Raw genomic sequence first — 12,280 nt, 5'->3', positions numbered from 1 at the left:
TAAGCGCTCCACATTGATGATTGCATTCGTAAATACAACCGAACCATCAAACGGTTAGTCGCACAGAAGAATCAACTGCGCGGGCAAGAACGTTATCACATCGTTGATATGTCTAAAGCTCTACAGCAGATCGCTTTCAAACGGAATGCAGGGAAATTGCAGTACGAATTTCCTGACTTCTTTGACTTTCAATACCCACGAGTTAGTACAAAGTACTATCACGCAGATAAGCAAGGTCGGCTGCGTCAAGGAGGGTTATTTAGCCTAGATGGAGTTCATCCCTCTGCGATCGGTCAAGGTTTGATCGCTCATGAATTTCTTAAAGTGATGAACCAAGCCGGGGTTTCGGGCTGCGATCCCAAACACCTCAACTGGAAAGAGATTTTCAAAAGCGACACCCTTTACCAATCACCCATTCCCATCATGGGCGAGTTCTATGAAAACAAGAAGCTGTCCGAAATTGCCATCGACATGATTACAAGGCAGCGTTTCACGACCCACAGGAAGAACTAATCAAACGGAAATAGATCGCTCTCCTCTTTCAAAACTTGAGCGATCGCTTGATTGTTGGGGTTCAATGGAGCGATCGCCTGGGTATCCTTTATCCTAGGAGTAAGACTTTTTTAGTGGCAACTATGACTTACCCCATAGAATTAGAGGGCACTTGGGAAGAGATTCTGACCCATGCTTCAAAGCTTGCAGGTCACCGAGTTCGTTTACTCGTTCTGCCGAATGAAAGCACCACTCCCTCCTTGAAAGCATCCCTTACACAGACTGAACAGCAAGCGTTTCTCCGGTTGCCCTTAGAAGCACGCCAGCGCCTTCTTGCTGAACGGGCAGAAGTGATGAAAGCCCACTACGAGAAGGATACCGAGTGGAAGGACTTTCTTGTGGGTGATATCATTGAGTACTGAGGTTCAACCAAAACGGGGTGAGGTCTGGTTGGTTAACCTTGATCCAACGTTGGGAGCAGAAATCAGGAAGACACGCCCAGTGGTAGTCGTAAGCTCTGATGGCATTGGCAAACTACCCATTAAGTTAGTCGCACCCATCACAGATTGGAAAGATTCTTTTGATCTCAATCCTTGGCACGTAAGGCTTGAACCAGTTAGTGAGAACGGTTTAACCAAAATCTCAGCGGTGGATACGCTGCAACTGCGGGGTGTGGATGCTCAGCGATTCATCAGAAAATTTGGGCAACTTTCCGGTGAGGAAATGATAGACGTCGTTGTTGCGATCGCGATCGTTGTAGAGTGTTCAGTCTAGTGACAATTTGTATGAGCGATCGCGTTTCTCTTTCACAACTTGGGGTGATCGCTTGATTATTGGGATTCAACGGGGCGATCGCCGAATTCTTAGGCAAAAAAGCAACTCACAGCGCAAGCGATGTAATTTTTTTAAGTAATGGAAACCCTAGCTGCTCCCGCTGCTGAAGATGGATCTGAGCAACCTGACGAGCCATTGTGCGAATTTTGCCAATGTATCGAGTTCGCTCTGTTACAGAAATTACACCCCGAGCATCTAACAAATTAAAGGTGTGAGAACATTTCAGGACGTGATCAAACGCCGGTAGCACTAATTCTTTTTCTATTAATTGCTCAGCTTCTTTTTCATACAAAGAAAACAGCGTAAAAAGTAATTCAGGATTAGACGCTTCAAAATTATATTTTGAGCTTTCTATTTCACTTTGTAGATAGACATCTCCATAGGTCAGCGTATCATTCCACTGAATATCAAAAATTGAATTGACTGCTTGCAAATACATGGTCAATCGTTCAAGACCATAGGTAATTTCAATCGACACCGGGCGACAATCCAGCCCGCCGCACTGCTGAAAATAGGTAAATTGGGTAACTTCCATGCCATCTAGCCAGACTTCCCAACCAACTCCCCACGCCCCGACTGCTGCATCTTCCCAGTTATCTTCTACAAAACGCACGTCATGCTCTTCTGGCAAAATTCCTAGGGTGCGTAATGACTCTAAATAAAGTTCCTGAATGTTATCCGGCGAAGGCTTAATGAGAACTTGATACTGGTAGTAGTGTTGAACTCTGTTTGGATTTTCCCCATATCTGCCATCCCCCGGACGACGACAGGGTTCAATATAGGCAACAGACCAAGGTTCGGGTCCAAGCGCTCTCAAAAATGTGTGTGGACTTTTGGTTGCCGCACCTTTCTCCGTATCGTAGGACTGAGCGATTAGACACCCGCGATCGCCCCAAAATTGGTTTAGCGCAGTGACAACAGACTGAAAATTCATACCTCTCCGCTCCCATAGTTTTGTATCACGCTTTAATTTTTTGCGTAAAGCTTGACCCTATCCATCCTAAGTATTTTTTGTCAATATATATCGCTATGTACCGACTAGCTGATTGTTAAGGATTTGCTACCGTGAATTACCTATCTCGGTGGAATACATTAGGATCATGCTCTACTAGACCTTACTCAAGGTAAACGAGAACAATTGCTATGGTTCAAGCCGTTTCCCAAAAAGTCAGCTTTGATCAGTTCATTGAGCAATATCCAGAGAACTCAGGGCATCATTATGAACTGCGGGAAGGAGTGATTGTTGAAATGCCAAAACCAAGAGGGAAACATTCTGAGATTGCTGGCTTTTTAAGTCTTGAATTGGGTATCGTCATCCGCAGTTCAAAATCGCCTTATTTTCTTCCGAGGGAATCCATTGTCAGATCGGCGGATGGTGAATCGGGTTATGAGCCAGATGTGATTGTTTTGGATAGACCCGCGATCGCCCATGAACCCCGGTGGGAACATGAATCCATTATCACTTTGGGATCATCGGTTCGACTTGTGGTGGAGGTGGTTAGCACCAATTGGCAAGATGATTACCTAACAAAGCTGCGAGATTACGAAGCGCTTGGCATTGGAGAGTATTGGGTCGCAGATTATTTAGGTTTAGGCGGACGGTTGCATATTGGCTATCCTAAACAAGCCACGTTTTCGGTCTACAAGTTAGTAGAAGGGGAGTATGAAGTGCAGCGGTTTCACGGGGGCGATCGCATTATTTCTCCCACGTTTCCCGATCTGAATGTATCAGTGGCAGAGGTCTTTGCCGCACTCCAGTAAACAATTTATTCTGTCTATTGAGATTATTTCTGATGTTAATCGGTTTGTTGATACTCTTGGTTACGATTGGAATTGCTGCCACCCAACTTTTACTGCTTCCGTTTCATGTGTTGCATTGGATTCACCTGCCGTTTTGGTTTGTGTGGCTGCCAGTGATTGCAATCTTTGCTTGGTGCTTGGCAGATTAAGGCAAAAAATTAAATGCTGTCGTCACGATCGCGTTATGCCCTAGGATTTGTGGGAACTCTAGTAAACAGCACTCTTTTAAGAAGAACTCGTTGCGGCATAAATGCCGTCTGCTGCTGTTAAAGCGAATGGAAAGTCAGCGCTTATGAGATCTGCCCCTCCTATGATTAATTCACCTGTAGCTCTACCGCCCTTATCGATTGACTGGCATCATCTTCATCAGATTTCTGACCATAACGCAGAGTTTGAATTAGAACTCCTACACATGTTTGCTGAGGATGCAGCACACCATCTCAAGCAGCTAGAAGCCGCGATCGCCACACAAGACTTCTCCGCCTTAGAACAACAAGCTCATCACCTTAAAGGCTCCAGCGCCAATCTAGGGCTTAGATCGATGCAAACGGCTGCCTCAATTCTCGAAATTCAGGCGCGCAATCATCGGCTTGATCAGCCTACTTCACAGATACTTATTTTGCAACAGACGCTTGAAGTCCTATGCATCTTTCTAACAGTTAAAGCAAGTGTATGAACAAAGAGGGTGTTGTGAGTCCGCGATCGCCCTCTTTTGTGGCAGCCTTTTTGACAGTAATCTAAAGTGCGATCGCAGCCGAAGCCGTTAAACTTTGCCGGGATGTTCGCAAAACAGTGCGCCTGAACTTAGGATTAGCACCTTAGCAGTTTTTTCTAAACGCGATCGCGCGCTTTTTTATCAGCCCTTTTTGACAGCGAGCCAAACCGCGATCGCTCGTGATGCTGCATCCTATATTCGTCGAATCTACGGCTCTAACAGCTTTTCCAGTAAATATCTTTCTTATCGCCCTCTTTGCGCCGACCAATTCCAACAATCATTACTAAAACTTGTTGTTGCTCCACTTTGTAGATGATGCGGTAACGCTGTCCGCCTGCTCGAATACTGCGAAATCCTGTAAGACTATCGACGAGTGCTTTGCCTTGTTTTTCAGGATCGGCTTTAAGCTGGTCGATGCGGTCGCGAAGTTTTTCCTGCTCTCGCCGATCTTTCACGGCAGCCAACATTTCTAGGGCAAGGGGCGTGAGTTGAATGTCATGCGTTGGGGTAGATTCGTCGCTCATAGCCCAAGCTGTACTTTGGCGTTCTCCCATGAAATAGTATTGCTTTGCTCGACTTGGGCGATGCTTTGGCGCAATTGGGTGACAAATTCAGTATCGGTAAGGATATCAAGGGTTTCGAGCAGTTCGATCAGGTGGGTGTAGCTGATCGCGGCAATGACGGGAACACCGTCCTGGGTAATGATGATAGGTTCTTTGATCAGTTCGCTGGGAAAGTCGGGAAGTTGTTGTTGTGCCTGGGCGATCGTTAAATGTTTGGGCATGGGATGGAGCATAAACAACTGGATTTACTCTAACACCGACTCTAAATCACCAGCGGTTGATGAAGCCTAGCGGATCGCAGCCGAAGCCGTTAACCTTTGCCGTGCAGTTCGTAAAGTTGTCCGTCTGAATTGGGATTTGCGCCGTAGTGTTTTTTTGAATGCGATCGCGCTCTTTTTTATCAGCCCTTTTTGACAGTAAGAGGATGTCTGAGAAGTTTGAGACTACGCTAGCCGTCTGAGTAGCAGGCGGATCATCGCTACATAGACAAAGGTTTCTGAAGTTTCTGGTAGAACTTCGTAGTCCCTGGATAGACGACGCGACCAATTGAGCCAACCCCAAGTGCGTTCGACTACCCACCGTTTGGGCAGTAAAACAAAGCCTTTGACCCTATCAGAGCGCTTGATGGTTTCGAGAATCCAACGGTAAGTGTCCATGACCCACTGCATGAAATCCACTCCTTCATAAGTTCCATCCACCCAAACCAAAACCAGACGAGCAACGCGTTCAGGTAATCGGGCAAGGCGAGCGAAGATTAGCCGAGCGCCTTGCTGGTCACTAACATTGGCTGCTGTGACTACGACCATTATGACCAACCCCAAGGTATCGACCATCAAGTGACGTTTGCGTCCTTTGATTTTCTTGCCTCCATCAAATCCAACTTCAATGGCACTAGGGGTTGCGCTCTTAACCGATTGAGAATCCAAACTAGCAGCACTGGGGGCAACTTCACGCCCCTGAGCTACCCGTTCCCATTGCACCAATTGGTGATGGATCTTTTCCCATGTCCCATCTAAGCGCCATGCCCTGAAGTAGTGATAAACCGTTTTCCACTTCGGAAAGTCCTTGGGTAGCATCCGCCAAGCACACCCCGCAACAACGATGTAAAAAATGGCATTGACAATGGCGATTAAAGGCACGCTTCGAGGTCGTCCACCGGGTTTTGCTGGAGGCAGTAATTGGGACAGGAGTTCCCATTGTTCTTCATTCAGGTCGGTCGGATAGGATATTTCCATTGCTCTCATTCCTCTGTCATGGTTGTTTCTTTTGACAGATTAAGGGATGAGAGTTTCTTCGTCCTCTCGCTATGCTACACCTTCTCTTTTAAGACATCCTCTAAGCTAAACTGCGATCGAGATCGAAGCCGTTAAACTTGAACGTGAAGTTTGCAAAACAATACGTCTGAGCTTAGGAGTAGCACCGTAGTAGTTTTTTCTTCTAAGTTGAAATGCTCTATTTGGAAGAACTAAGAGGGCAAATTTGGGTTTCTTAGAACTGGCTCTTTATAAGACGGCTCAAATGTTTCATAAATACTGAGAATTGAAGAGTGAAGTAAGCCGCAAATCCATAAAGCAAAAAATCCACCATAAAATAAGCCTCGAAGGATAGGAAGAATATTTTCCTGATCTGAGTAGGCGAAAAAAGCAAGAGATATCTTGTACATAAGATCAATATGATCAAATAGGATACCCCCCCTATCCGGGATTTGGACAAGTGCAAAGACAAAGTAGCACGTCAGCAGAGGCAGACCAATTAATTTAGTAAAAGTCCACGTTCCCTTTTCGATTTGTTTAACTTCTGATAAATTTAACGGCTGCAAATTTTGCAAATTTCGCTTATGAAAATATCTACGGGTATAAAAGTTGATTATGGCAATTGTATACACTACAGATACAAATACTAATAACCAAATATGTAAAGGAATTTGAGAGCTGCTTACATTAGAAAGCGTGGTTGAGGAGGGCGAACCAGCAACATTTGAAGCAGAAGATAAAGCACTAAGGCTTATTGTGTCAGCTAATAATCCGATTAACCCGGTGCCAATTCCAAATTTATCAATCTTACTAAGTCGTTTCTGAGGAGATTGTTTGTTGGTCATATACTTGGGTGAATACTAACTACGTTCAGCTTTAAGATAGCTGCTCAATATGAGTAGTTGTAAACATCTACAAAACAAGTTAGCTCACCGTCCTTTGTAACATTAAGCTAAACCGCGATCGCTTCTGGAATTGCGCCTTGCATTCGACCGAGCCAGGTGATCAGGTTGTCGAGTTGTTGATCGGCGTTGAGGATGGCTAACCCGCGAACGGTGACTTTTCCAGGAGTGTAGACAAAGCGGGAATGGAGATGATCGGGTAGGTTAGCTTTGAGTAGATTCCAGGCGGGTTCTTCCATAGGTGTTTCCAGGACGATGTGCTGAGTGCCTTCGGGCTTGATGCGTGAGAAGCCGAGTTTTTTGCCAATCTGCTTCAGTTCCACGACGCGGATGAGTTGTTTCGCGGCAACGGGAATGGTGCCATAGCGATCGCTCCAGTCGGCGGCAATTTGGGCAAGTTCTTGTCGAGAACTGGCAGAGGCAACCGCACGATAAGCGCTCATTTTTTGGTCTAAATCGGGGATATAGTCGGCGGGAATAAATGCCGTCAGGTTCAGATCAATTTGGGTGTCATCCACCTTAGGAATTGCTTGACCCCGAATTTCTTGGATTGCTTCTTGCAGCATTTCGACGTACAAATCAAAGCCGATCGCGTCCATTTGTCCCGACTGTTCCGCACCCAGCAAATTACCAACCCCGCGAATTTCCATATCGCGCATGGCGAGTTGATAGCCAGAGCCTAGCTGGGCAAACTCTTGAATAGCGCGCAGTCGTTGACGGGCAGTGTCTGAAAGCTGGGAGCCTTTGGGATAGAACAACCATGCGTGTGCTTGAATTCCGGCTCTGCCGACTCGTCCCCGCAGTTGATACAACTGGGACAAGCCGAAGCGCTGGGCATCTTCAATCAAGATCGTGTTGACGCGGGGAATATCTAGCCCCGACTCAATGATCGTGGTGCAGAGCAGGATTTCGGCTTCGCCTTCGCTAAAGGTGAGCATGGTAGATTCCAGTTCCGCTTCGGGCATTTGACCGTGGGCGATCGCCAGTCTGGCACCGGGCACCATCTCATGAATTCGCGCTGAGATTTCCTCGATTCCCTCAACGCGAGGCACCACATAAAATACTTGTCCCCCGCGATCCAGTTCTTGCCGAATCGCCGATCGCATGACTTCCTCATCGTAGGGCGACAGGTGAGTTTTGATCGGACGACGCGAGGGCGGCGGTGTGGTAATTAGACTCATCTCACGCACTCCTGACATTGCCATATAGAGCGTTCGGGGAATCGGCGTGGCGCTGAGGGTCAGGACATCCACCTGAGTTCGCAGAGATTTAATTTTTTCCTTCTGGTTCACGCCAAACCGCTGCTCTTCATCCACAACGAGTAAGCCCAAATCGCGAAACTCTACGCCTTTGCCTAAAAGCTGATGGGTTCCCACCACAATATCCAGTTCCCCCGTTTTCAAGCGCTGCAAAATCTCTTTGCGCTCCTGGGCAGAGCGGAAGCGATTCAACAAGCCAACCTGCACGGGATAGGGGGCAAATCGTTCTTTAAACGTGTGATAGTGCTGCTGGGTCAGAATGGTAGTGGGAGCCAGTAACGCCACCTGTTTGCCAGCGGTGACGGCTTTGAAAATGGCGCGGATCGCTACCTCGGTTTTACCAAATCCCACATCGCCGCAGACCAGCCGATCCATGGGGCGATCGCTCTGCATATCCTGCTTCACATCCTGCACTGCCTTCAGTTGATCGGGTGTGGGCTGGTAGGGAAAGGAGTCCTCCATTTCCTGCTGCCAAGGCATATCTGCGGGAAAGGTGAAGCCGACTTGCTGGGCGCGATGGGCATAGAGTTGCAGCAAATCCACCGCCACTTTTTTGATGGCTTTGCGAACTTTTGCGGTAGTGCGCTCCCAAGCTTTGCCCGACATTTTATTCAGTTCGGGAGCGCGATCGCCCGCTGCCCGAAAGCGTGACAGGGAATTCAACTGATCCGCTGCCACCCGCAGCAAGCCATCGGCATACTGAATCACCAAATATTCGCGAGTTTCATGGTTGATTACCAGGCTTTCCAGCTTGATAAATTTGCCAACACCATGACTGCGATGCACGACATAATCGCCCTGCTGGAGCTTGTTTGGGTCAACCTGCTTGGAAGCTGCCCGTCGTCGTTTGCGAACATAGTTAGGCGAGGTTAGGGTGTGCTGCCCAAAAAATTCGCGATCGGTGACTAGCACTAGCCGGAAGGTCGGCAGAATAAAGCCTTCTAATTCTGCCAAACCCGAATACTTGACCGCAACTGGAACATGGTGGGTTTGCAGCTTGTCGATCGCCAAATAATCCCGTGGATTAGGCACAAACTGCGCTGGGCAATCGTGTTCTTGCAACAGGGAGACTGATCGCGAGGGTTGCGCCGATATTAGCCACACTGAAAAACCGCGATCGCGCTCATCGCGCAATGTTTCCGCCAATCGCCCAAACTGGTTAGGAATGGCAGGAACCGGACGGCTGGCGAGATTAATAGGTTTCAGGTGTCGGGGATCGGGTGTCAGGGGTTGAAGGGGAATTTCTTCGGCGAGTTCGGAGAGGTAGAGGCGATCGAACTGTTCCGCCTCGGCGAGGGATTCGGCAAAGGTGCGGTGCGTTTTAGGATAGGGGGGATTCGACCTAGGCTCTATCTCCGCTGCTGTTTTCCCTAATTCCTGCCAGTTTTCTTCAACGTGTTCAAACCAGCGATCGCTGTGTGCTTCACACTGATCGGGTTCATCTAGAGCAACTATTACATTGTCAGGCAAGTAATCCAGCAGAGAGGCGGGCTGGTCAAAGGCATAGCCGAGAAAACGGCGAGATCCTTCTAAAAGTTGCCCTTCTTCAAAGGCTTCTCGCTCTTGATCGGCTAAGTGAGTTTTGATCGCTTCAGTGCTTTCGAGTGAAAGATTCGCTTGGATAATGGGCGCAAATTTGGTGGGCGTGATCACGATGCGATCCACGCGATCGAGCACGGTGCCTTCGCCAACGCTGGATCGCTGAGTCACCGGATCAAATTCCCTTAACTGATCGAGTTCATCGCCAAACAGTTCCAATCGCACCGGCAACTCCGATGCCACCGGAAACACATCCACAATGTCTCCCCGGCGGCTCCACTGCCCTTCGGTTTCCACCAAGTTCACGCGATCGTAGCCCAACCGCGCCAACTCATCCGCTAGTTTTCCCAGATTCAGTTCTGTCCCCTTTTGCAACGTCAGGCAAAACGACCGAAAAACCTCTACAGGCGGCAAATGCGGCTGAAGCGCCCGTTCAGTCGCCACGATCGCATAAAGGGGCGAGGGGCGAAAGGTGAGAGGTGAGGAATCGGCTTCTTCCTCTAGCCCCTCGCCCTTTGCCTCTTGCCCTTTTCCCACCAAATCCGCCAGCACCTGCATCTGTCCCCAAATAATTTCTGCTTCTGAGTCAAATGGCTCGTAGGGCGACGATTCAGACGTGGGATAAAAACTAACGGTTTGCCAACCCATGGCTTCTAGCTGGGCTGTCCACCGTCCGGCTTCTTCTAACGTGGCAGTGACCACCAATAAAGGGCGATGATCAGACTGTGCTAAGGCAGAGCTAACCAAACCCTTGGGTAAACGGGAGGCTCCAGTCAGCTTTAAGCACTGCTGCTGCTTGAGTTTGCTCAGCAGTTCCGAGGTAAGGGGCGATCGCCCAAGAGCACGAGTAACAGAAGACAGCGCCATAAACTCTGCAAAACCACACAAGAGAGACAATCATTGTATCTTTACATCCCAAAAATTTGCCTGAATCCTGATGGCACGTCTTTGACGTGTATAGCTTTTAAGCTCAGCAGATAGGCGGGGTAATCAACGCCTCCTGTCTTGTTAAAATCTATTCAAAAAAAGCAACAAGAGTTTATGAAGTCAGATTGAAAATGCTGCCGCTTGCAAAAAACAAGTGTTTTCATCAAAAGTGGGAATACTTTAGGTAGCAAAAGCCCTGATCTTAAATCTCTTTGTCCAAAAAGTCTTACGGCGAACGGCAGGATTCTACATGCCCCAAAATCTCAACCCAACTGTCAACGGTGACTCACCTTCAATTTCAAATCAGCCCCTAGGGTTATGGCAACAAATTACTGAAGATTGGATTGCCCACGGGCGCGATTGGACAAAACCTGGATTCCGCGCGATCGCCGTTCACCGATTTGGCGTGTGGCGCATGGGTCTATCGTCCAAGCTACTCCGCGCCCCTTTTAGCGTGCTATACCGGATGCTGTATCGCAAAGTGCGAAATACCTATGGCATTGAACTACCCTATACCGCCCAGTTAGGTCGCCGGGTGATTATTGAACATCAAAGCGCGATCGTCATTCATGGATGCTGTGAAATTGGCGACGACAGCATTATTCGCCAAGGGGTAACCCTGGGAAATCGCTATCTAGAAAAACCCCTAGAAGCACCCAAACTCGGCGCACGAGTGAATGTTGGTGCCGGCGCAAAAATTTTTGGAGCGGTGACAATTGGCGATGATGCTAACATTGGTGCCAACGCAGTGGTATTAATCGATATCCCTGCTGGGGCGACGGCAGTGGGGATTCCTGCCAAAATTATTAAAGCAAAACCAGCGCTTCCCTTTGAAAGCAAGCTGACTGAAAGAGAAGATATTGGAGCAATCCAGACAGCTTGATCGATGCCTCTTTCGATTTTTGTAAATCGGTCCGATTCATTCATTGTTCGTTTGTACACCGTCCTTTTCACTTTGTGGGTAAACCGCTATGTCTCCTGAACTTCAGCTTGAAGATAAAACTCGTTTGCTGATTGTCATGGTCAATTATCGAACTGGCTCCCTTGTGGTTGATAGTTTGCGATCTCTTGTAGCGGAAATCCAATCGGTGCCTGGAACAAAGATTGCCGTGATTGATAATAATTCGGGCGATGACTCGGTAGAAAAAATTGGCACTGCGATCGCGGCGGAAGGCTGGCAAGATTGGGCAACGCTCTTACCCTCGGAGCTTAATGGTGGCTATGCCTATGGCAATAACTACGCCATTCGTCCTGCTCTCAAATCAGCCAACCCACCCGACTATTTTCTGCTGCTTAATCCCGATACGCAAGTGCGTCCCGGTGCCCTTAAAGCCTTGGTCGATTTCATGGATCTTCATCCAGAAGTTGGGATTTCAGGCAGCAGTTTTGAAGAAGCCGATGGCAAACCCTGGCCCTATGCATTCCGGTTTCCCAGCATTTTTAGTGAGTTAGATTCCGCCCTGCGGCTTGGTGTTGTCTCTAAGCTTTTGTCTAAATGGATTGTGGCTAAAGTCATGGGCAACGAAGAGGAGCAAATCGACTGGTTACCCGGTGCCAGCATGATGATCCGGCGGCAAGTGTTTGAATCCATTGGACTAATGGATGAAGGATATTTTCTCTATTTTGAAGAAACCGACTTTTGTTTGCAGGCGCGGCGTGCTGGTTGGACTTGCTGGTATGTTCCCCAAAGCCGAGTCATGCATATTTTAGGGCAAAGTACGGGAGTGACAGCCACCAATCAAGCGCCCAAACGCCTTCCCCAGTATTGGTATGATTCCCGCCGTCGCTATTTTCTGAAAAACCACGGATGGTTCTATACTGCACTAGTAGACGTTAGCTGGCTCAGTGGTTACAGCCTGTGGCGGGTACGGCGAGTATTGCAACAAAAGCCAGATAACGATCCCCCGAAAATGTTGCAAGATATGTTTCACAACAGTGTGTTTTCAAAGCAAGGGATTCCCTGTCAGAAACTCCCTAGCGTTTAAGAAAAAGTTCT

The 12,280-nt window shown here is 48.1% G+C and carries 14 protein-coding genes; 8 read left to right on the top strand and 6 right to left on the bottom strand.

Features of this window, described 5'->3' with window-relative positions; all coding sequences use genetic code 11:
• Positions 1-108 precede the first annotated feature (108 nt).
• From AC1S5B_RS15595 to AC1S5B_RS15585, 3 genes are all read left to right on the top strand, one after another.
• On the top strand, positions 109-513 hold the full coding sequence (locus tag AC1S5B_RS15595; protein WP_482036585.1) for a hypothetical protein: 405 nt from the start codon (positions 109-111) through the stop codon (positions 511-513).
• Positions 514-635: 122 nt separating this feature from the next.
• The gene (locus tag AC1S5B_RS15590) at positions 636-914 is read left to right on the top strand and encodes a hypothetical protein (RefSeq protein WP_482036584.1); all 279 of its coding nucleotides are present in this window, start codon (positions 636-638) and stop codon (positions 912-914) included.
• Positions 904-1,266, top strand: coding sequence for a type II toxin-antitoxin system PemK/MazF family toxin (locus AC1S5B_RS15585; protein WP_482036583.1), 363 nt, complete (start codon positions 904-906; stop codon positions 1,264-1,266). The genes AC1S5B_RS15590 and AC1S5B_RS15585 overlap by 11 nt, the downstream gene beginning before the upstream one ends.
• A gap of 106 nt (positions 1,267-1,372) precedes the next feature.
• Here the strand turns inward: AC1S5B_RS15585 and glyQ are convergent, their stop codons facing one another.
• Entirely contained in the window at positions 1,373-2,260 is an 888-nt protein-coding gene (glyQ, locus tag AC1S5B_RS15580) for a glycine--tRNA ligase subunit alpha (RefSeq protein WP_482036582.1), read from the bottom strand.
• Between the two features lie 209 nt (positions 2,261-2,469).
• On the opposite strand from glyQ, the gene AC1S5B_RS15575 reads away from it, so the two are divergent.
• The 3 genes from AC1S5B_RS15575 (at position 2,470) to AC1S5B_RS15565 (ending at position 3,802) form a co-directional block, all read left to right on the top strand.
• Positions 2,470-3,087 (top strand): Uma2 family endonuclease, encoded by a 618-nt coding sequence (locus AC1S5B_RS15575; RefSeq protein WP_482036581.1) that lies wholly within the window; start codon positions 2,470-2,472, stop codon positions 3,085-3,087.
• Positions 3,088-3,119: 32 nt separating this feature from the next.
• Positions 3,120-3,275 carry a hypothetical protein gene (locus AC1S5B_RS15570; RefSeq protein WP_482036580.1) on the top strand — a complete coding sequence of 52 codons (156 nt, stop codon included), beginning with the start codon at positions 3,120-3,122 and terminating at the stop codon, positions 3,273-3,275.
• A gap of 161 nt (positions 3,276-3,436) precedes the next feature.
• Positions 3,437-3,802 (top strand): Hpt domain-containing protein, encoded by a 366-nt coding sequence (locus AC1S5B_RS15565; protein WP_482036579.1) that lies wholly within the window; start codon positions 3,437-3,439, stop codon positions 3,800-3,802.
• Positions 3,803-4,056: 254 nt separating this feature from the next.
• Here AC1S5B_RS15565 and AC1S5B_RS15560 read toward each other — a convergent pair whose 3' ends face one another.
• The 5 genes from AC1S5B_RS15560 to mfd form a co-directional block, all read right to left on the bottom strand.
• Complete coding sequence (locus AC1S5B_RS15560; protein ID WP_482036578.1) at positions 4,057-4,365, bottom strand: type II toxin-antitoxin system RelE family toxin; 309 nt, start codon at positions 4,363-4,365, stop codon at positions 4,057-4,059.
• The gene (locus AC1S5B_RS15555) at positions 4,362-4,625 is read right to left on the bottom strand and encodes a hypothetical protein (protein WP_482036577.1); all 264 of its coding nucleotides are present in this window, start codon (positions 4,623-4,625) and stop codon (positions 4,362-4,364) included. The genes AC1S5B_RS15560 and AC1S5B_RS15555 overlap by 4 nt, the downstream gene beginning before the upstream one ends.
• 222 nt (positions 4,626-4,847) lie before the next feature.
• On the bottom strand, positions 4,848-5,639 hold the full coding sequence (locus AC1S5B_RS15550) for an IS5 family transposase (RefSeq protein WP_482036576.1): 792 nt from the start codon (positions 5,637-5,639) through the stop codon (positions 4,848-4,850).
• A gap of 230 nt (positions 5,640-5,869) precedes the next feature.
• Complete coding sequence (locus tag AC1S5B_RS15545) at positions 5,870-6,502, bottom strand: hypothetical protein (RefSeq protein ID WP_482036575.1); 633 nt, start codon at positions 6,500-6,502, stop codon at positions 5,870-5,872.
• A 107-nt stretch (positions 6,503-6,609) separates the two neighbouring features.
• Complete coding sequence (gene mfd / locus AC1S5B_RS15540) at positions 6,610-10,224, bottom strand: transcription-repair coupling factor (RefSeq protein ID WP_482036574.1); 3,615 nt, start codon at positions 10,222-10,224, stop codon at positions 6,610-6,612.
• A gap of 310 nt (positions 10,225-10,534) precedes the next feature.
• On the opposite strand from mfd, the gene AC1S5B_RS15535 reads away from it, so the two are divergent.
• Positions 10,535-11,167, top strand: a complete 633-nt coding sequence (locus AC1S5B_RS15535; protein ID WP_482036573.1) for a serine O-acetyltransferase — start codon at positions 10,535-10,537, stop codon at positions 11,165-11,167.
• Positions 11,168-11,255: 88 nt separating this feature from the next.
• The gene (locus AC1S5B_RS15530) at positions 11,256-12,269 is read left to right on the top strand and encodes a glycosyltransferase family 2 protein (RefSeq protein ID WP_482036572.1); all 1,014 of its coding nucleotides are present in this window, start codon (positions 11,256-11,258) and stop codon (positions 12,267-12,269) included.
• Positions 12,270-12,280: the final 11 nt, after the last annotated feature.

This window comes from Leptolyngbya sp. CALU 1928 (genome assembly GCF_056784215.1).
The sequence above is the reverse complement of the archived record's forward strand: the minus strand, read 5'-3'. Positions and strand labels throughout refer to the sequence as shown.

What these genes read in the sequence shown, in the direction of transcription:
- glyQ (WP_482036582.1), bottom strand. Translation starts at nt 2,260, where the DNA reads ATGAATTTTCAGTCTGTTGTCACTGCGCTAAACCAATTTTGGGGCGAT.
- AC1S5B_RS15560 (WP_482036578.1), bottom strand. Translation starts at nt 4,365, where the DNA reads ATGAGCGACGAATCTACCCCAACGCATGACATTCAACTCACGCCCCTT.
- AC1S5B_RS15570 (WP_482036580.1), top strand. Translation starts at nt 3,120, where the DNA reads ATGTTAATCGGTTTGTTGATACTCTTGGTTACGATTGGAATTGCTGCC.
- AC1S5B_RS15590 (WP_482036584.1), top strand. Translation starts at nt 636, where the DNA reads ATGACTTACCCCATAGAATTAGAGGGCACTTGGGAAGAGATTCTGACC.
- AC1S5B_RS15595 (WP_482036585.1), top strand. Translation starts at nt 109, where the DNA reads ATGTCTAAAGCTCTACAGCAGATCGCTTTCAAACGGAATGCAGGGAAA.
- AC1S5B_RS15545 (WP_482036575.1), bottom strand. Translation starts at nt 6,502, where the DNA reads ATGACCAACAAACAATCTCCTCAGAAACGACTTAGTAAGATTGATAAA.
- AC1S5B_RS15535 (WP_482036573.1), top strand. Translation starts at nt 10,535, where the DNA reads ATGCCCCAAAATCTCAACCCAACTGTCAACGGTGACTCACCTTCAATT.
- AC1S5B_RS15550 (WP_482036576.1), bottom strand. Translation starts at nt 5,639, where the DNA reads ATGGAAATATCCTATCCGACCGACCTGAATGAAGAACAATGGGAACTC.
- AC1S5B_RS15575 (WP_482036581.1), top strand. Translation starts at nt 2,470, where the DNA reads ATGGTTCAAGCCGTTTCCCAAAAAGTCAGCTTTGATCAGTTCATTGAG.
- AC1S5B_RS15555 (WP_482036577.1), bottom strand. Translation starts at nt 4,625, where the DNA reads ATGCCCAAACATTTAACGATCGCCCAGGCACAACAACAACTTCCCGAC.
- mfd (WP_482036574.1), bottom strand. Translation starts at nt 10,224, where the DNA reads ATGGCGCTGTCTTCTGTTACTCGTGCTCTTGGGCGATCGCCCCTTACC.
- AC1S5B_RS15530 (WP_482036572.1), top strand. Translation starts at nt 11,256, where the DNA reads ATGTCTCCTGAACTTCAGCTTGAAGATAAAACTCGTTTGCTGATTGTC.
- AC1S5B_RS15565 (WP_482036579.1), top strand. Translation starts at nt 3,437, where the DNA reads ATGATTAATTCACCTGTAGCTCTACCGCCCTTATCGATTGACTGGCAT.